14 protein-coding genes and 1 riboswitch are annotated in these 19,066 nt (G+C 66.6%); of the genes, 6 read left to right on the forward strand and 8 right to left on the reverse strand.

Annotated elements, in window-relative coordinates; all coding sequences use genetic code 11:
- Window positions 1-101 precede the first annotated feature (101 nt).
- Together AC13GI_RS15490 and AC13GI_RS15495 are read right to left on the reverse strand one after the other, a co-directional pair.
- Complete coding sequence (locus AC13GI_RS15490) at window positions 102-1,244, reverse strand: DUF3103 family protein (protein WP_482996744.1); 1,143 nt, start codon at window positions 1,242-1,244, stop codon at window positions 102-104.
- A 172-nt stretch (window positions 1,245-1,416) separates the two neighbouring features.
- Complete coding sequence (locus AC13GI_RS15495; RefSeq protein WP_100460022.1) at window positions 1,417-2,673, reverse strand: DUF819 family protein; 1,257 nt, start codon at window positions 2,671-2,673, stop codon at window positions 1,417-1,419.
- Between the two features lie 156 nt (window positions 2,674-2,829).
- Here AC13GI_RS15495 and AC13GI_RS15500 point away from each other — a divergent pair, with 156 nt between their 5' ends.
- Window positions 2,830-3,219 carry a VOC family protein gene (locus tag AC13GI_RS15500; protein WP_482996745.1) on the forward strand — a complete coding sequence of 130 codons (390 nt, stop codon included), beginning with the start codon at window positions 2,830-2,832 and terminating at the stop codon, window positions 3,217-3,219.
- A 95-nt stretch (window positions 3,220-3,314) separates the two neighbouring features.
- On the opposite strand, the gene AC13GI_RS15505 is transcribed toward AC13GI_RS15500, so the two are convergent.
- Together AC13GI_RS15505 and AC13GI_RS15510 are read right to left on the reverse strand one after the other, a co-directional pair.
- Complete coding sequence (locus AC13GI_RS15505) at window positions 3,315-4,595, reverse strand: sensor histidine kinase (RefSeq protein WP_099818924.1); 1,281 nt, start codon at window positions 4,593-4,595, stop codon at window positions 3,315-3,317.
- Window positions 4,585-5,295, reverse strand: a complete 711-nt coding sequence (locus AC13GI_RS15510; protein ID WP_099818923.1) for a response regulator transcription factor — start codon at window positions 5,293-5,295, stop codon at window positions 4,585-4,587. The genes AC13GI_RS15505 and AC13GI_RS15510 overlap by 11 nt, the downstream gene beginning before the upstream one ends.
- A 132-nt stretch (window positions 5,296-5,427) precedes the next feature.
- Between AC13GI_RS15510 and AC13GI_RS15515 the strand changes: the two genes are divergently transcribed.
- The 4 genes from AC13GI_RS15515 (at window position 5,428) to AC13GI_RS15530 (ending at window position 12,218) form a co-directional block, all read left to right on the forward strand.
- Entirely contained in the window at window positions 5,428-7,131 is a 1,704-nt protein-coding gene (locus AC13GI_RS15515; RefSeq protein WP_482996746.1) for an ArnT family glycosyltransferase, read from the forward strand.
- A gap of 112 nt (window positions 7,132-7,243) precedes the next feature.
- Window positions 7,244-7,996, forward strand: a complete 753-nt coding sequence (locus tag AC13GI_RS15520) for a phosphatase PAP2 family protein (protein ID WP_482996747.1) — start codon at window positions 7,244-7,246, stop codon at window positions 7,994-7,996.
- The gene (locus tag AC13GI_RS15525) at window positions 7,993-9,642 is read left to right on the forward strand and encodes a phosphoethanolamine transferase (RefSeq protein ID WP_482996748.1); all 1,650 of its coding nucleotides are present in this window, start codon (window positions 7,993-7,995) and stop codon (window positions 9,640-9,642) included. The genes AC13GI_RS15520 and AC13GI_RS15525 overlap by 4 nt, the downstream gene beginning before the upstream one ends.
- 605 nt (window positions 9,643-10,247) lie before the next feature.
- Window positions 10,248-12,218, forward strand: coding sequence for a M2 family metallopeptidase (locus AC13GI_RS15530; RefSeq protein WP_482996749.1), 1,971 nt, complete (start codon window positions 10,248-10,250; stop codon window positions 12,216-12,218).
- Window positions 12,219-12,346: 128 nt separating this feature from the next.
- Here the strand turns inward: AC13GI_RS15530 and AC13GI_RS15535 are convergent, their stop codons facing one another.
- From AC13GI_RS15535 to AC13GI_RS15545, 3 genes are all read right to left on the reverse strand, one after another.
- Window positions 12,347-12,739, reverse strand: coding sequence for a hypothetical protein (locus tag AC13GI_RS15535; RefSeq protein ID WP_089236443.1), 393 nt, complete (start codon window positions 12,737-12,739; stop codon window positions 12,347-12,349).
- A gap of 77 nt (window positions 12,740-12,816) precedes the next feature.
- On the reverse strand, window positions 12,817-13,713 hold the full coding sequence (locus tag AC13GI_RS15540) for a siderophore-interacting protein (RefSeq protein ID WP_482996788.1): 897 nt from the start codon (window positions 13,711-13,713) through the stop codon (window positions 12,817-12,819).
- A 140-nt stretch (window positions 13,714-13,853) separates the two neighbouring features.
- Window positions 13,854-15,080 carry a multidrug effflux MFS transporter gene (locus tag AC13GI_RS15545; RefSeq protein WP_380654014.1) on the reverse strand — a complete coding sequence of 409 codons (1,227 nt, stop codon included), beginning with the start codon at window positions 15,078-15,080 and terminating at the stop codon, window positions 13,854-13,856.
- Window positions 15,081-15,379: 299 nt separating this feature from the next.
- Window positions 15,380-15,482: riboswitch (glycine riboswitch) on the forward strand.
- A 61-nt stretch (window positions 15,483-15,543) separates the two neighbouring features.
- Here AC13GI_RS15545 and gcvP point away from each other — a divergent pair.
- Window positions 15,544-18,411 (forward strand): aminomethyl-transferring glycine dehydrogenase, encoded by a 2,868-nt coding sequence (gcvP, locus tag AC13GI_RS15550; protein WP_380654017.1) that lies wholly within the window; start codon window positions 15,544-15,546, stop codon window positions 18,409-18,411.
- Between the two features lie 133 nt (window positions 18,412-18,544).
- Here the strand turns inward: gcvP and AC13GI_RS15555 are convergent, their stop codons facing one another.
- Window positions 18,545-18,955 carry a VOC family protein gene (locus AC13GI_RS15555; RefSeq protein ID WP_482996750.1) on the reverse strand — a complete coding sequence of 137 codons (411 nt, stop codon included), beginning with the start codon at window positions 18,953-18,955 and terminating at the stop codon, window positions 18,545-18,547.
- Between the last annotated feature and the right edge of the window lie 111 nt (window positions 18,956-19,066).

Below are 19,066 nucleotides of genomic sequence, written 5' to 3' on the forward strand. Positions count from 1 at the left end.
CGGACCCGTTTTCCTTTGGAAAACGGATCCGACCCCTTTTTGTTTATGGATGCGGATGGCATTGATCCGCGGATGGCGGTTTCGGGCGCCGCCCGGCGGGACTACTCCGTGAGCGTGATCGGGGTCAGGGTGACCTTGGCGTTGTTGGCCGCGCCCCTGCGGTCCTGGTAGGCCTGGCCGCGCTGCAACAGGTAGTAGCTGTCGAGATAGTCGATGTCATTGGCAAACCACGACGTCGGCATGGCCTTGAGGATCGCGCCTGCGATGTCGGCGATGACGGCATACTCAGGGGCGAAGGCGCCCAGTGCCGCTTTGACGCCGTTGCTCAGCGCCACCAGCAGCTCCTGGTAATTGGTATCGCCGTCGTCCTCGAACAGCTGTACGTTGGCAGCGTTGAAGCGATAGTTGCCCCAGATGATCAGCGGTTGCTGCGGGGTGTAGTCGGTACCGTCGTAGTCCAGGTACGGCATGTCGACGGTGACCATCTCCGGTGCGGTGGCGCCCACCTGCAGGCCGGAAACAACAGCGAACACCTCGGCCGCCCCCAGCGCCCAGGGCTCCTGGTCGTCGGCCAGGCGGATGCGGTCCAGGCGGGTGATATCCAGCGAAGCCTGCGTGCCGTCAGCCGACAGCCGGATGCGTTCGGGCGATTGCAGGCCGCGGGCCTTCAGCCCCGCATTGACCAGGGCCATGCCCTCCTGCACGGCACGCCGCGTGTCGACGTCGACGATCAGCACCGGAAAATCCGGGGCCTGTTTCGCATCCAGTACATGCGCGCGGCCCTGCGCATCGTAGGCGGTGATCGTGGTCCAGTCGCGATCATTGCCACGCGGCAGACTGGCCACCCATAGCGGATGCGGATTGATGGCCGCCAGCGAGTGCCCCTCGGGCACGTACGCACGCAGCTGCAGCAGCCCCTGCCCCTGTGCCGGGAGCCCCTTGCGCTGGCGCAGCTGGCGATCGCCGGCTGCCAGCGCTGCACTGGCCAGCGTATGCGCCTGGGGATCGAAACGGCCCATCAACGATTGCACCGACACGCCCTGCTCCGGCGCCGCATGCAGCGAGCTGCGCACTGCATCGGCGAACCCTGGCTGGCCGATCAGTGCCGCCACCTCGCGCGCACCGGCATCGGTCAGCACCTGTACATCGGCGCCGCCGGCCCTCACCGGTCCCTGCGCGAATGCCCCCGTGCTGGCCAGCAACAGCACCAGTGCGGAAACCCGAAACCTCCATTGCTTCGTCATCGACGGCCCCATCGAACATCGCCGGCAACGCCGGCAGGAGCTTCCCACGCTACGTCGCACGCGCCATACGTTCCGGTATGTGCCGCACAGTTCCGGCAGTATCCTGCGCAAAGCAGCCGAGCGTGGGCTCGCCTCTACCCGTTTCTGATTTCCGTGGCGGCCGCGAGAGGGCTCAGCCGTTGGCCATCCACTTCAGGATCAACCCGGTCACATACGCCAGTCCGGTACCGGTGGCATAACCGACCGTGCCGAGCAGCACGCCTACCGGCGCCAGCGTCGGATGGAATGCCGCCGCCACCACCGGTGCCGACGCGGCGGCGCCGATGTTGCCCTGCGAACCGATCGCGAAGAAGAACAGTGGCGCGCGCACCAGCTTGGCAACGATCCACAGCACCAGCACGTGGGTGGCCATCCAGATCGCACCGAGCAGGAACAACCACGGACGATCCAGCAGCGAGAGCAGGTTCATCTGCATGCCGATGCAGGCGATCAGGAAGTACAGGAACACGGTACCCAGGCGCGAAGCACCGGCCGCTTCCAGCCGTCGTGCACGGGTGAAACTGAGGGTCAGGCCCATCGCGGTGGACAGCAGGATCACCCAGACAAACTGGCTGTCGAGGCTGAACTGGCTGGCCCAGCTGACATTGGCCTTGAACCAGCCGGACAACGGTGCGGCGATGGCATGGGCCAGGCCGACGCCGCCCAGTGCGACGCCGACAATCACCATCAGGTCGGTCATGCTGGGGATGCGTGCGTTCTGCGCGTCGTAGGCGCTGATGCGCGCCTTCATCTCATCGATGGCGCGGGTGTCGGCACCGTTGCGGGCATCGATCTGCTGCGCGCGGTTGGCCATGAACAGCAGGATCGCCATCCACAGGCTGGCGCAGGCCACGTCGACCACGGCGAACTGGCCGAAGGTGGTGGCATCGGTGCCGAACACTTCGCGCATGGCGACCATGTTGGCGCCACCGCCGATCCAGCTGCCGGCCAGTGCGGCCATCCCGGCCCAGGTGTCACCGGCGACGGTTTCCGGGTGGATCAGCTTCATCACCTGGAAGGAGACGATGGCGCCGAGCATGATGCCGGCGGTGCCGGCGCAGAACACCAGCAGCAGCTTCGGGCCGAGCTTGGCGATGCCTTTCAGGTCGATCGACAGGGTCAGCAGGACCAGTGCCGCCGGCAGCAGCACATCACGTGCGACCGGGTTGTACAGCGAGGTGTTGTGGCCATCGATGACACCGGCGGTGTTGTAGATGGCGGGGATGAAATAGCACAGCAGCAGTGCGGGTACCCAGGCGAAGATCTTCTTCAGCAAGGGCGTTGGGCCGCTGGCAGCCCAGAAGATCAGGGCGAGGGTGGCGGCGATCAGACCAAGGCCAACGATATCGTTGCTGATCAGGGCAGTAGCGGTAGCGGGTTCGGTCGGCATGGGATCCTCTGTCGATCGAAAGAGCGGAAAAGAAAAGCGCCGCATAAGCGGCGCGGGTCGAAATTAACATAGTCTTCACGCAGGGTCATGCTGCGCTGCTTGCGGCAGGGCGCGGGCCTGTCGAGAATCGCAGCATTCCCTTCTGGAGCCTGCCCCATGCAACTCGGCGCTTTTTCAGTCAGCCTGGCGGTGAAGGACCTGGCCACCTCGCGTGCGTTCTATGAGGCGCTCGGATTCTCGGTAACCGGGGGTGATGTGGCGCAGAACTGGCTGGTACTGCGCAACAACGGCATCGTGGTCGGCCTGTTCCAGGGCATGTTCGAGGGCAACCTGCTGACCTTCAACCCCGGCTGGGACCAGCACAAGCAGGAACTGGCGTCCTTCCAGGACGTCCGCGAGATACAGGCCGAACTGGATGCCAAGGGCATTGAACTGGCGCTCCGCACCGATCCTGATGGCCAGGGCACGGGCTACCTGCAGTTGGCCGATCCGGATGGCAACGTGATCCTGATCGACCAGCATGTGCCGCGGCCGACGGCGCGGTGACGCGGTGACGCGGCCAGCGTGCCAACCAAGGTTGGCACCTACCAGAACGCACGCGGCCATTGCCTGGTAGGCGTCGACCTCGGTCGACGGACAGGTCAGCCTGGCCGCGATGTACCAAAGTCGAGCGAAGCCAGGGTACCGCGCGGTTCGCAGGGCTGCAGTTGCAGGGTCCAGCCCAGGTGCTCGCACAGCCGCGCGATCAGTTCCAGGCCGATGCCACCGCGATCGCTCCGCCCACCGCGCGCCATCCGCGCGTGGATCGCAGCGATCTCTTCCGGACTCATGCCATGGCCGGGGTCCTGCAGGGTCAGCACCGCCGCCGAGGTCAGGCGCAGCTCGATATGACCGCGGCCACTGTTCTCGATGGCATTGCGCAGCAGGTTGCCGATCGCTGCCTGCACCACGGCAAGAGGAGCGACGATGTCCACCGGCGCGGCCTGGATGCCGATGCTCAGGTCCTTGTCGCCCAGCAGGTGGCGATGGTCGTCGACGATCTCCGGCAGCAGCTGGTCCAGGGCGATGCGCTCGGCGCGGCTGGCCAGGCGTGCGGGATCACGCGCCAGCACCAGCAGCAACTCGATCAGCTGCTCGACGCCCTGCGCGGTACGCAGTACGCGCTGCATCTGCTGGCGTGCGCGCTCAGGCAGGCCGGGCTGTTCCAGCGCCAGCTCGGCGGCACCGGTCATCACTGCGATCGGCGTGCGCAGTTCATGGCTTGCGGTACTGATGAACACCCGCTCGCGCTCGACGAACTGCTCGTTGCGATCAAGGTAATCGTTCAGCGCATCGGCAATGGTGTGCAGCTCGGAACTACCGCGCGGATCGACGTGGATGCGCTGGCCCTGCACGCCCGGCCGTAGTGCACCGATGTGCTGGGCCAGCAGGCTCAGCGGGCGCACCATGCGCTCCATGCCGAACGAGGCCATCAACACGGTGACGAAGATCATGATGATGCCGGCGAGCATCACCCAGCGCGTGGCGAACTGTTCCAGGTCGTGGAAGTCGGAGATGTCCAGGGCCAGCGCAACCCGTCCCATCGAACCGGTATCGCGCACCATCACCGCCGTCTCGCGCTCGCCGATCATCACCCCGTCATGCAGGCCCGGATGCAGGCTGCGCAGGCTGGCGGGCATGTTGGCTTCATTGAAACGGAACAGGCTGAGCGTGTCCGAGTCCTGCCAGCGATAGTGCGGCTCGTGCTCGGTGTGGTCGACAATGCTGTCCAGTTCGGAATTGAGCAGCGCGCGCCATGCCGCGTGCTCGGCGTGTTCGTGCACATAGTTGCCCACGCTGAACACCGCCAGCGAGATCAGCGCCAGGTAGCCCAGCAACCACCACACCACCCGCCGGTACAGCGGGCCCGGTTTACGCGCCATCGTCATCGTTCCGTGCATCGGCGCCTGCGGTGGACGCCAGCCGGTAGCCCACGCGCGGCAGGGTGTGGATCAGCTTGTCGGCAAACGGGCCGTCCACGCTGCGGCGCAGCTCGTACACATGCGAGCGCAGCAGGTCGCCGTCCGGCGGTTCATCCCCCCACAGGGCGAATTCCAGCTGCTGCCGGGTCACCGCACCCGGGCTGGCCCGCATCAGCACTTCCAGCAGCTTGCGGCAGGCCGGGTACAGGTGCAGCACCTGGCCGGCACGCTGCGCCTCCAGGGTCGCCAGGTCCAGCACCAGGTCGCCCACCTGCAGGCGCTTGCGCGGATTGCGCCCCTGCGCCCGCAGCAGCAGCGCCTCCAGGCGCACTTCCAGTTCCGGCAAGGCGAATGGCTTGGTCAGGTAGTCATCCGCGCCGGCACGGAAGCCCGCGATCTTGTCCGGCAGTTCGTCGCGCGCGGTCAGCATGATCACCGGCACTTCCGAGGCGTGCTCGGAGCGCAGCCGCCGTAGCACCTCCGGACCTTCCATGCGCGGCAGCATCCAGTCCAGGATCACCGCGTCATACGGGTGGCTGCCAGCCAGGTGCAGGCCGGTGATGCCGTCCGGGGCAACGTCGAGCACATGCCCGCGCGACTCGAAATAGTCGAACAGGTTGGCCACCAGCTGGCGGTTGTCCTCGATCACCAACAGGCGCATGCACGAAACATCCACGGGAAGTGCCACCATGGTAGCGCCGCGGATGTCGGAATGCGGTCGCCGTGGCGGCGGCTCTGACGGCTTTCCCACGTGCCCCTCATCAGTATGGCCGTTTTGCTCCCGGAGCCCGCCGTGCCCGTAGCCCTGCCCCGCCGTTGGCACCTGCCCCTGCTGTGGCTGTTGATCGTGGTGGCGCTGGCGGCCGGTCTCGGCATGCGCCAGCCGCAGCCGCCGGACGAACCCCGCTTCGTGCTGGCCGCGCGGGCCATGGTGGAGAGCGGTGAGTGGCTGCTGCCGCACCGGGGCAGTGAGCTGTACGCCGAAAAGCCGCCGGTGTTCATGTGGCTGCAGGCCGCTGCCCATCAGGTGGTCGGCAGCTGGCAGTGGTCGTTCCTGCTGCCGTCGCTGCTGGCCGCGCTGCTCAGCCTGTGGCTGGTTTCAGACCTGGCGCGCCGCCTGTGGTCGCCACGTCATTCGCTGTACGCACTCGGCGCACTGTTCTGCACCCTGCAGTTCGGCCTGATGGCCAAGCGTGCGCAGATCGACATGGTGCTGGTGGGCATGACCACGCTGGCCTTGTGGGGCCTGCTGCGCCATCTCTGCGAGCGCCGCAACCTGCCGGCGCTGTGGCTGGCCGGCTTCGCCGCCGGCGTCGGCACGGTGACCAAGGGGGTGGGTTTCCTGCCGCTGCTGATGGTGCTGCCCTGGTTCGGCTGGTGGCTGTACCAGCGCCGTCGCGGCCAGCCGGTGGACGGCCCCCACCCCGCCAGCCTGCTGTGGCTGGTTCCGGCGTTCCTGCTGGGCACGGCGGTATGGCTGGCGCCGCTGGGCTGGGCGCTGCTGCATGAACCCAGTGCATCGCTGCAGTCGTACGCACACGAGCTGCTGTTCAAGCAGACCGGCACCCGCTATGCCAACGCCTGGCACCATCGCCAGCCGGCCTGGTATTACCTGCAGGTGATCGCCACCCTGTGGCTGCCCGGCGCCCTGCTGCTGCCGCTGATGATCAAGCCGTGGTGGCGTCGCCTGCGTCGCGGTGACCAGCGCCAATGGCTGCTGCTGGGCTGGGCCGCGCTGGTCCTGCTGTTCTTCACTGCCAGCCCCGGCAAGCGTGAGGTGTATGTGCTGCCGATGTTGCCGGCGATGGCACTGGCAGTGGCACCGTTGCTGCCCGGCCTGCTGCGTCGCCTGTGCGTGCGTCGCTACCTGTTCGGCTACAGCCTGCTGCTGATGCTGGTCACCGGCGCGCTGGGCGTGATGATGCTGACCGACAGCCCCTGGGCGCAGGCGCAGCTGGCGCGGCGGGCGATGCCCGACACGTTGCTGCCCGCGTTCGGCGACGGCCTGCTGACCTTCGCCATCGCCGTGGCGACACTGGCGGTGTGGCTGCGGGTACGACGCGCGGCCACGCTGATACTGCTCACCCACGGCCTGCTGTGGATGCTGTATGGACTGGTGCTGATACCGGCGCTGGACCCCTATGCCTCGGCGTCGGCGGTGATGCGCCGGGTGGGCATGCGGATCGGCCCCGATGCGGAACTGGCGCTGGTGGCCTGGCGCGAACAGAACCTGCTGCAGGCCGACCGGCCGGTGCGCGAGTTCGGCTTCAAGCGCCCTTGGGCGGAGCAGTGGCACGATGCCGGCCCATGGTTGGCCGAGGCCCCGGACAAGCGCTGGCTGCTGGTGCTGGACAAGGCGATGAGCCCCTGCGTCGACCCGGCCCAGGTCATCGAGATCGGTGTTGCAAATCGCAATCGTTGGCAGTTGCTTCCGGGCACCGCGTGGGACCCGGCGTGTCACGCCGAACGCGCCGGCGCCAACGATGACGAAGACTGAACATTCACACGTGCCGGTGAATCATTAACCCGACACGAACGAGCGTACGACCCTTCTCCGACATCAAGGTGACGAGCATGGCCACGGTTTCCCGCACCGACCTCATGCCTGCATGCCTGTCCGTCCTCTCGCCCCGGTAGTTCCGCTCGCGTCTTCGCCACTGGCGTCAAGATTTGCCGTCACTCATTTCTGGCTGCCTGTCGCGATCGGCCTCCCTCTGTTCACCGTGCTGATGGGCTTCGGCGGTGACCAGTGGCTGGCCGATCATCTGTTCCGCCTGGAGGGCGGTCAATGGGCCCTGCAGAACAGCTGGCTGACCCGTTCGGTCGTGCACAAGGGCGGCAAATGGCTGAGCACGGCTGCGGCCCTGGTGGTGATGCTGCTGTGCTTCCACCACTGGCGTCGTGGTCGCGATCGCACGCTGCGCTGGGCGCTGCTGTATGTCGTGATTGCCATGGCTCTGGGTACCGGGGTGATTTCCCTGCTGAAGTCGCTGGTGCCGATGGACTGCCCGTGGGATCTGCTGCGCTACGGCGGACACGACCCTTTCGTCGGTCTTTTCAGCAGCCGCCCAACTGGGATGGCTGCCCGTGCCTGCTTCCCCGGCGGCCACGCCAGCGCGGGATACGCGTGGCTGTGCCTGTATTTCTTCGCGCTGCTGTGGCGACCGTCGTGGCGCCGGGCCGGGCTGTGGATCGGCCTCGGCAGTGGCCTGGTGTTCGGCATCGGCCAGCAGCTTCGCGGCGCCCATTTCCTTTCGCATGACGTTGCTACCGCATTGATATGTTGGCTGCTGTCGCTGGCCCTGTACCTGATGGTCCGCCGCCAGTTGGACCGCTCGACCCGCCAGGAGGCAATTGCATGAACGCATCGGTCCAACGTTCCTTCCGGTTGCCGACACTGGCCAGCATCCGCGCATGGCGGCCACAGCTGTCCACCGAAGCGCTGATCATTCTCACCAGCCTGTTCTTCGCTGTGGCCGGCAATGGCCTGTTCTGGCACAGCGCCATGGCCAGCCATCCAGGCAGCCTGCGTTATGCGCTTTCGCTGCTGTTGCTGCTGCTGGGTGCACACGGCGTGCTGCTGGGCATCTTGGTGTGGCGCTGGAATGCCAAGGTGGTGATCAGCGTATTGCTGCTGGTCACCGCGTTCGCCGCGCACTACATGAGCCGTTACCACATCTATCTGGATGCGGACATGCTGCGCAACGTGCTGGCCACCGACCCGAAGGAAAGCCGCGAACTGATGACGGTATCGCTGCTGTGGCCGGTACTGCTGCTGGCTGCACTGCCGATGGTGGTGCTGTGGCGCGTTGAACTGCGCCGCCGCAGTTGGGGCCGCAGCCTGCTGTGGCGCATCGGCTTCCTGCTGGTGGCTGCGGCCACCGCGCTCGGTGGCGCGCTGGTGTCCTTCCAGGATGTGTCGGCCCTGATGCGCAACCAGCGCGAAGTGCGCTACCTGGCAACGCCCGCCAATGTGCTGCTGGGGCTGCCGCGTGCGCTGCGCGGCGACAACCCGGTACAACGCGCGCCGAAGCTGCCGATCGGTACCGATGCCAAGGCGACCCCGCGCGCACCGACCAGCAAGCCACGCCTGCTGGTGATCGTGATGGGCGAAACGGTACGCGCGCAGAACTGGGGCTTGAATGGCGGCCGCAACACCACGCCGGAGCTGGCCCAGGCGGCGGTGGTCAATTTCCCCGACATGCACTCCTGCGGCACCAGTACCGAGGTGTCGCTGCCGTGCCTGTTCTCGCCATGGGGACGTCACGAGTACGACGAAAAGAAGATCCGTGCGCACCAATCGCTGCTGCATGTACTGAACCGCGCGGGCATCACACCGCTGTGGCGCGACAACCAGTCCGGCTGCAAGGGCGTATGCGAGAGCCTGGATTTCCAGTCACTGTCGGATGCGACCACGCCGGGGCTGTGTGCCGATGGCCGTTGCATGGACGAGATCCTGCTGCAGGACCTGGCGACCCAGGTGCGTGCACGCCCGGGTGACCGGGTGGTGGTGATGCACCAGCTGGGCAACCATGGCCCGGCCTATTTCGAGCGCTACCCGCCCGCCTTCCGCCGCTTCACCCCGACCTGCGATACCCGCGACATCGGCCGTTGCACGCGCGAAGAGATCACCAACAGCTACGACAACGCCGTGCTGTACACCGATCATTTCCTGAGCAAGACCATCGGCACGCTGCAGGGCCTGCAGGATTACGACACGGCGATGATCTACCTGTCCGACCACGGTGAGTCGCTGGGCGAAAAGGGCCTGTACCTGCACGGCGTGCCATACGCGATCGCACCGGCCGAGCAGACCCGGGTACCGATGACGATGTGGTTCTCACCAGGCTTCGCCAGCAGCCGCGGGCTGGACCTGCAATGCGTGCGCAAGCGCGCGGCCAGCTACACCGACCACGACAACCTGTTCCCGTCGGTGCTGGGGCTGATGCAGGTGAAGACCTCGCTGTATGAGCGTGATCGCGACCTGTTCGCCAACTGCGAGAGTTAGGGTTTGTCGGCAGGGCTGCGCCCTGCACCCGCAGAGGCCTTCAGGCAACGGCAACGGCCGAAGCAACAGCAAAGGCTGGTTTCCTGTGGGATGGCGGGGCGGTGTCGGAGTGCGGGGACGCCGCAAGTACGTCCCTGTAGGCTTGGCAGCCGCATCCATGCCGCGGACACTCCCGCCACCGGCCCCACCCCGCCTTCGACAGTTGGCCGCAATCTGTCAGGCCATCTCTCGGGGTCAGATCCGTTTTCCGGAGGAAAACGGATCTGACCCCGTTTTTATTGTCGATACCTGACAGATGTGTCGACCAAGGTCGACACCCACCAACAGCCGCGGCGATCTGTCAGAGGTGGGGCGGTGTGGGCTTGCAGGACCGTTGGCGCCATGGATGGCGCCATCGAGCCCCCAGGGATGGGTTTACGGCGTGTCCTGCAAGCCCACACCGCCCCGCCAAACCAAAGATGGCCGGCTCTTGCTGTTGCTCCGGCTTTTGACGTTGCTTGAAGGCCTCTGCGGGTGCAGGGCGCAGCCCTGCCGACCTTTGCCACTTGCGGTGGCAAGCCCTGCCCACTAGCCTTCGGCGGTCGTTCACCACCCAAGGACCGCCCGTGAAACACCGTCATCTCCTGCTGGCCGCGGCAATCGCCGCCGCTACGCTGGCCCTGGCCGCCTGCAAGAAGGAAGCAGCCCCAGGCACCGACACCGCCAGCAGCAGCGCACCGGCCGGCGAAACCGCTGACCAGTTCGTGGCCCGCATCAATGCCGAGTTCAAGGCGGCCTACCCGGAGATGACCTCGGCCCAGTGGCTGTCCTCCACCTACATCAACAGTGATTCAGAGCGCATCGCGGCCAAGGCCAACGAGCGTTCGCTGACCCAGCTCAACAGCTGGATCGAGCAGGCCGGCGCGTTCGACGGCAAGCCGATGAGCGAGGACAGCAAGCGCGCGATCCACCTGCTGAAGCTGATGTCGTCGATGCCGGCGCCGCGCGACCCGGCCAAGCTGGCCGAGCTGACCCAGATCGCCACCCGCATGGAAGGCAGCTACGGCGCAGGCAAGTACTGCACCGACGCCAACGATCCGAACTCCTGCCGCCAGCTGGGCGAGCTGGAGCAGGTGCTGGCGCGCAGCCGCGATTACGACCAGCAGCTCGATGCCTGGCAGGGCTGGCACAGCACCACCAAGAGCATGCGCGGTGATTACCAGAAGTTCGTCGGCCTGGTGAACGAAGGTGCCAAGGGCATGGGCTTCACCGATGCCGGGCAGATGTGGCGCAGTGGCTATGACATGCCGCCGGAGCAGATCGGCCCGGAAACCGATCGCCTGTGGGAACAGGTCAAACCGATGTACGAGCAGCTGCACTGCTATGCGCGCGGCAAGCTGGACAAGACCTATGGCAAGGACAAGGCCGAGGTGGGCAACGGCCTGATCGCCGCGCACCTGATGGGCAACATGTGGCAGCAGGACTGGTCCAACCTGTGGGACCAGCTGGAACCGTACCCGGGTGCCGGCAGCCTGGACATCACCGCGGCACTGGAAAAGCAGTACCAGACCAACCTGAGCGCGGCGCTGGCCAAGGCCGGCAAGGATGCGAACGTGGCCGCCCAGTACAAGGCGCAGCGCGAAGCCGAACTGCGCACCGCCAAGCAGATGACCGAGCGTGCGCAGGATTTCTACGTGTCGCTGGGCATGCCGTCGTTGCCGCAGTCGTACTGGGACAAGACCCAGTTCATCAAGCCCGATGACCGCGACGTGGTCTGCCACGCCAGTGCCTGGGACATGAACATGGAAGGCGACGTGCGCACCAAGATGTGCATCAAGCCCAACGAAGAGAACTTCACCACCATCTACCACGAGCTGGGCCACATCTATTACGACCTGGCCTACAACCCGTTGCCGCCGCTGTTCCAGGGCGGTGCCAACGATGGCTTCCATGAAGCGATCGGCGACACCATCGTGCTGGCGATGACGCCGAAGTACCTCAGCTCGATCGGGCTGGTCGACGCGCCGACCGAAAGCCGCGAGGCGGTCATCAACAACCAGATGCGCATGGCGCTGTCGGGCGTGTCGTTCCTGCCGTTCGGGCTGATGATCGACCGCTGGCGCTGGGGCGTGTTCGATGGTTCGATCACCGCGGACAACTACAACAAGGCCTGGTGGGACCTGAAGGCCAAGTACCAGGGCGTGGCACCGGCCAGCACCCGTGGCGAGGAGTTCTTCGACCCGGGTGCCAAGTACCACGTGCCGGGCAACACCCCGTACACCCGCTACTTCCTGGCGCGCATCCTGCAGTTCCAGTTCTACAAGGGCCTGTGCGATGCCGCCGGCTTCAAGGGCCCGCTGCACGAGTGCACCTTCTACGGCAACAAGGAAGCGGGGCAGAAGTACTGGGCGATGCTGAGCAAGGGCGCCAGCCAGCCGTGGCAGGCCACGCTGAAGGAACTGACCGGCTCGGACAAGCTCGATGCCGGCCCGATGATCGAGTACTTCAGCCCGGTCAATGCCTGGTTGAAGCAACAGAACGAAGGCCAGATGTGCGGCTGGCAGGCCAGCGCGGCACCGGCAGCGACGGCGAAATGAAAGAAGGGGCGGGTCCGCGAGGATCCGCCCCTTTCCAGGTGTTGTAGAGCCGAGCCATGCTCGGCTTACCGTGCGCAGCACGGTGGAAAAGCAGCCGAGCATGGCTCGGCTCTACAGATTCGGCGCGATCAGTTGCTCTTCTTCGCCGCCAGCTGCGCAGCCAGCGCGGCCTTGAATTCCTCGAAGGTCTGACCCTTCTCGTTGGCTTCGGCCTGCGCCGCATCGCGCAGCGCATCCGAATAGATCAAGCGCACCGGCGTGCCCTGCCGTTCGTGCAGTTCACCGGCCTGCATGATCAGCGCCAGCACCTGCGCCGCACTTTCGCTCTGGCCGGCAATGCGGCCATCCATGCCCAGCACCCATTCGCCATCGCGACGGACGACCCCGGCCAGCAGCGTGCGCTGCGTGTCGCGCAGTTCGGCGTGCGGCTCGACGGGCGAGGCGGTGGCGGCGGCCTTGTTGGCAGCCTGCTGTTCCTGGCGACGGCGCTGGTCGCGGCGGGATTTGGAAGAGGTCGACATCGGTGGGGCTTGCATTGCGGGGGCGCAAGGATAACCCACGCCCCCTGCATGCTGGTTCACACCGGTACGGCGTCGGCTCAGTCCAGCACCCGCCCCTGCCGCCAGTAGCCCATGAAGGTGATCGCGCGGCGATCCAGGCCGCAGTCCTTCACCAGATACCGGCGGATCGCCATCACCGCGCCGGCCTCGCCCGCCACCCAGGCATACATCGCGCCGTCTGCGCTGGCGTCAGCCTGCTCCCACAGGATCTGCGCATCGACGTCGATGTCGTCCAGTTCGGCGCCCTCGGCCACGGCCGGGGCTGCCGCCAGCCGCGCCTGCACGGCCTGCAGCAACCGCTGCCCATGGGCCTGTTGCCCGCGCGGCAACCACACCAGTTCGGCCGTGACCGGTGCCTTCAATGGCACCGCATCGCCCGCCTGGGCGATCTCCAGCAGGGCCAGCGTGCGCGGCGGATCGGCCAGCCCGGCCAGTTCCTCAAGGATGCCGGCCACCGCCGGCAATGCGGTCTCATCGGCCACCAGCAACACCTGGCCGACCCCGGCTGGCGGCTTCCATTCCCAGCCTTCGCTGCTGTCCGCGCAGTCAGCGTCGGGGGCCAGCAGCACCACGCGGTCGCCTGGCCGTGCGTGCGTGGCCCAGCGCGAGGCCGGTCCGGTCTCGCCATGCAGCACGAAGTCGACGTCGACCTCGCAGTCGCCGGCGCGCAGTTGGCGGAGGGTAAAGGTGCGCATCGGCGGCCGCGCGTCATCGGGCAGTGCGCGGTAACGGGCGTACCAGTCGTCGCCGCTGGGCACGTCCGGCGCGTCCTGGCCGGGCAAGGGGAAGAACACCTTGATGCGTTGGTCCGGGCCTTCGGTCTTCATGCGCGCCACGTCTGCGCCGGTGAACACCATGCGGTCCAGGGAAGGAGAAAGAACGCGGCGCTCCTTCAGCGCCACCTCGAGCAGGCGGTAGGTCTGCTGCGCAGCCATGGGATACCTCATGCGACGACATCGGGATGGCTGGCTGTCGTGCATCCACGAACCGGCTTGCTGGAAACCCCAGCCTAGTCCCTGCGCGCAGCGTCGCAAGGGGGCGCTGCGTGATGCTGTGCCCTACCCCTGCGCGACGCTCAAAGCGTCGTGCCGGCTGCCTCTGCTGCGCGCTCGCGCTGGTGCTCCCAGTACCAGAACACGAAGCCGGCCGCGAAGAAGGCCGCCTGCCCCAGTGCCAGATGCAGCGGGCTGTCGTGCAGCAGTGGCGATACCACGCCCGCCACCACGGTGCTGATCATCAGCTGCACGAACGCCTGCAGCGACGAGGCCAGGCCGCGCTGCAGCGGATACATGTCCAGCACCGCCAGCGCCAGGATCGGGAAGATCAGCGCCATGCCCATGCCGCCGAGGAAGATCGGCATCACCGCCCACGGCAACGCGAACTGCGGCGCGAGGCTGACATAGCCGATGTTCAACACGGCAGAGACCGCACACAAGGTGAAGCCCAGGGCCACCTGCCGCGTCGGTGTGCTGTGCCCGGCCATGCGCCCGGACAGGAACGAACCGGTGGTCATGCCGCCGATGGTGGGAATGAACAGCCAGGCAAAGCCGCCTTCACCCAGATGCAGGTGCTGCATCACGATCGCCGGCGCCGAGGAGATGTACAGGAAGATGCCGCCGAAGCCGATGCTGCCGGCAAGCGCCAGGCGCAGGAAACGCGGGTTGAAGCCGATGCGCACGTAGTCGCGCATCAACGTGCGTGGCGACAGTGCAACCCGTGCCTGCGCCGGATGGGTTTCCGGCAGGAAGCGCGCGGTGGCCGCCAGCAGCACCAGCGCGAATACCACCAGGAACCAGAAGATCAGCGGCCAGCCGGCACCACTGAGCAGGATCCAGCCGCCGATGATCGGCGCGATGGCCGGGGCGATGCCGAACAGCATCGACACCTGGCTCATCAGCCGCTGCGCGTCGTGGCCGTGGTACAGGTCGCGGATCACCGCGCGGCCGACGATCATGCCGACACCGGCAGACAGGCCCTGCAGCGCGCGGAACGCCAGCAGCGTGGTCAGGTCGGTGGACAACGCGCAGCCCACCGAGGCGCCGACGAAGATCACCAGGCCGCCGAGGATCACCCGCTTGCGCCCCCACGCATCGGACAGCGGGCCGTGGGCCAGGCTCATCAGGCCGTAGAACAGCAGGTAGACGCTGATGGTCTGCTGCACAGCCACCTCGTCCACCGCCAGGCGCTGGGCCAGCTGCGGAAACGCAGGAAAGATGGTGTCGATCGAGAACGGACCGAACATGGCCAGACCAGCGAGCAACAGGGCCATGCGGCGGGTGGAAGGAGCAACAGCGGCGGTCATCGGGCAAGCGTCCGGCAGGGCCATGCGTGACACGCACGGCGGGCGCCGATCCCCTGCGGCAGGGACGGCGCCAGATGAATACGAGAATCCGACCATCATAGGTGGGGAATGCGTGCGACGCCATGCACGGGTGCACAGAACGCACGCCCGGGCCATCGGCCATTCAGGCCTGTGAGGCCGCTCCGGGCCACCGTCGGGCGCCGGCAAGAGGCTATAATCGGCGGGCAACACGGTGGGAGAAGCAGTTCACCGCTGCCGAAGGCGCAACGCCCGTAATCGCTCAGGCCCGATACCACCCGTAACAGAACTCTGGAGAGACCGGTTCGATCCGGCGCCGAAGGGGCACGAAGCTGCGGTTTTCCGCGCTTTTAAACTCTCAGGCAAAAGGACAGAGGGGCGCCCGCAGACCGCCGACCGGCGGCTTGTGCCCGTGCGTGTGCCCTTTCCTGACGGATCCTTCGCCATGTCCCAGAACACCCCTTCCCTGCGTGAGCTCGAGCACCATTCGGCGTTCGTCGAGCGCCACATCGGCCCCAACGATGCCGAGATCGCGCAGATGCTCGGCGTCATCGGCCACGCATCGCTGGATGCGATGACCGATGCCATCGTCCCGGCCAAGATCAAGTCGCCGGCACCGCTGGCGCTGCCGGAGTCGATCACCGAAGTGCAGGCGCTGGCGAAGATCCGCGCGATCGCCGACAAGAACACCGTGCTGCGCAGCTTCATCGGCCAGGGCTACTACGGCACCCACACGCCGAACGTGATCCTGCGCAACATCCTGGAAAACCCCGCCTGGTACACCGCCTACACCCCGTACCAGGCGGAAATCTCGCAGGGCCGCATGGAAGCGCTGATCAACTTCCAGACCCTGTGCGCCGACCTGACCGGCATGGAAATCGCCAACGCCTCGCTGCTGGACGAAGCCACTGCCGCTGCTGAAGCGATGACCCTGGCCAAGCGCTCGGCCAAGTCGAAGTCGGACACCTTCTTCGTGCACGATGCCGTGCACCCGCAGACGCTGGAACTGCTGCGTACCCGCGCCGAGCCCATGGGCATCGTGCTGCGCGTGGGCACCCCGGCCGAAGCGCTGGAAGCGGAAGCCTTCGGCCTGCTGCTGCAGTACCCGGATACCTTCGGCCAGGTCGGCGACTACAAGGCGCTGGTCGATGCCGTGCACGCGCGCGGCGGGCTGGTGGCCGTGGCCACCGACCTGCTGGCCCTGACCCTGCTGGCCGCCCCGGGCGAATGGGGTGCGGACATCGTGGTCGGCAACAGCCAGCGTTTCGGCGTGCCGTTCGGCTTCGGTGGCCCGCATGCGGCGTTCATGGCCTGCCGTGACGCCTACAAGCGTTCGATGCCGGGCCGTCTGATCGGTGTCTCGATCGACGCGCAGGGCAATCCGGCCTACCGCCTGACCCTGCAGACCCGCGAGCAGCACATCCGCCGCGAGAAGGCCACCTCCAACATCTGTACCGCACAGGTGCTGCTGGCGGTGATGGCCTCGATGTACGCCGTCTACCACGGTCCGGAAGGCCTGACCCGCATCGCCCGCCGCACCCATCGCCTGGCCGCGATCCTGGCCAGCGCGCTGCGCACCGCCGGTGTGCAGGTCGGCGCCGACTTCTTCGACACGCTGCACGTGACCGGTGTCGACGCCGACGCGATCCATGCCAAGGCCCGTGCGGCCGGCTACAACCTGCGTGCGATCGACAGCAGCTCGGTGGGCATCAGCCTGGACGAGACCACCACCCGCGCCGACATCGTCGCTGTCGGCGCGCTGTTCGGTGCCAGCGTTGATGTGGACGCACTGGATGCCAGCACCGCCGACGCGCTGCCGGCCGGCCTGCTGCGCCAGTCCGCGTTCCTGACCCACCCGGTGTTCAACACCCACCACAGCGAGCACGAACTGCTGCGCTACCTGCGTTCGCTGGCCGACAAGGACCTGGCGATGGACCGCACGATGATCCCGCTGGGCTCGTGCACCATGAAGCTCAACGCCACCGCCGAGATGATCCCGGTGACCTGGCCGGAGTTCTCGCAGATCCACCCGCTGGTGCCGGCCGAGCAGGCGCTGGGCTACAAGGAACTGATCGATTCGCTGGAAGCAATGCTGGTCGAGTGCACCGGCTACGACGCCGTCAGCCTGCAGCCGAACTCCGGCGCGCAGGGCGAGTACGCCGGCCTGCTGGCGATCCGCGCCTACCACCGCTCGCGCGGCGAAGATCACCGTGACATCTGCCTGATTCCGGATTCGGCGCACGGCACCAACCCGGCCTCGGCACAGATGTGCGGCATGAAGGTCGTGGTCACCAAGACCGATGCCAACGGCAATGTCGACGTCGAGGACATCCGCCTCAACGCCGAGAAGTACAGCGACCGCCTGGCCGCGATCATGATGACCTACCCGTCCACGCACGGCGTGTTCGAGGAAGAGGTGGTGGAGATCTGCGAGATCATCCACAAGCATGGCGGCCAGGTGTACACCGACGGTGCCAACATGAACGCCCTGGTCGGCGTGGCCAAGCCGGGCAAGTGGGGTTCGGATGTTTCGCACCTGAACCTGCACAAGACCTTCTGCATCCCGCACGGCGGCGGCGGCCCGGGCGTTGGCCCGTGTGCGGTCAAGTCGCACCTTGCCCCGTTCCTGCCGGGCAAGCTGGGTGACAACGGTCCGGTCGGTATGGTCAGCGCCGCCAGCTTCGGCAGCGCCTCGATCCTGCCGATCAGCTGGATGTACATCGCGATGATGGGCACCGAAGGCCTGCGCAAGGCCACCCAGGTCGCCCAGCTCAACGCCAACTACATCGCCAAGCGCCTGGCCCCGCACTTCAAGACCCTGTACACCGGCCGCAACGGCCTGGTCGCGCACGAGTGCATCCTCGACGTGCGTCCGCTGGAGAAGACCAGCGGCATCGGTGCCGAAGACGTGGCCAAGCGCCTGATCGACTTCGGCTTCCATGCCCCGACCCTGAGCTTCCCGGTGGCCGGCACGCTGATGGTCGAGCCGACCGAAAGCGAATCGCTGCACGAGCTGGACCGCTTCATCGACGCGATGATCCAGATCCGCGAAGAGATCACCGCGATCGAAGACGGCCGCCTGGACCGCGAGGACAACCCGCTGAAGAACGCGCCGCACACGGCCACGGCAGTGACCGCCAGCGAATGGACCCACGCCTACCCGCGTGAACTGGCCGCCTTCCCGCTGCCGAGCCTGAAGCTGCAGAAGTACTGGCCGCCGGTGGCCCGCGTCGACAACGTGTACGGCGACAAGAACGTGATGTGCGCCTGCATCCCGGTCGATGCCTACAAGGACGATGAAGTCGAGGCGTAAGCCTTCGCGGCATCGGTAACAGAACGGCCCGCGCAAGCGGGCCGTTTTCGTTTCCATCCACGCATGGCGTGGATCTACTGGAGAGTGCGCCATGGCAGGTAGTAGATCCACGCCATGCGTGGATGCTTTGCCATCACGGATCCGGCACCTGCCCCAGGCTCAACTGCCACGACACGCCGAAACGGTCCTGCACCCAGCCGTAGCGGCTGCTGAACTCGTAGTCGCCCACCGGCATCAGCCAATGCCCGCCGTCGCCCAGCACGCGCGCGGCACGTTCGAACGATTCGACACCCGCACATTCCACGAACAGCGACATCGAAGGCGTGAACGTGAAGTCGTGCACATCCAGGCTGTCGAAGCACAGGTAGTGGGTGCCGCCGAGCAGGAAAATGGCCTGGCGGACCTGACCGGGTACGCCCGCACCCGCCCCGTCCGGATGGCGCTGCAGGGCCAGCAGGCGGAATTCGGCGAAGGCTTCGGCGTAGAGGGCCAGCGCGGCTTCGGCCTGGCCGGTGAACATCAGGAAGGGACGGCTGCGCAACATGCGGTGCTCCCGTTCGTCGGGCCGGTGATGGCCCACGCGATCAGGATGGCACGGCCGATGTATGCCTGCTGTAGAGCCGAGCCCATGCGCGGCCAGCGACTACGCAGACAG

Source organism: Stenotrophomonas sp. 82F1, from assembly GCF_056861525.1.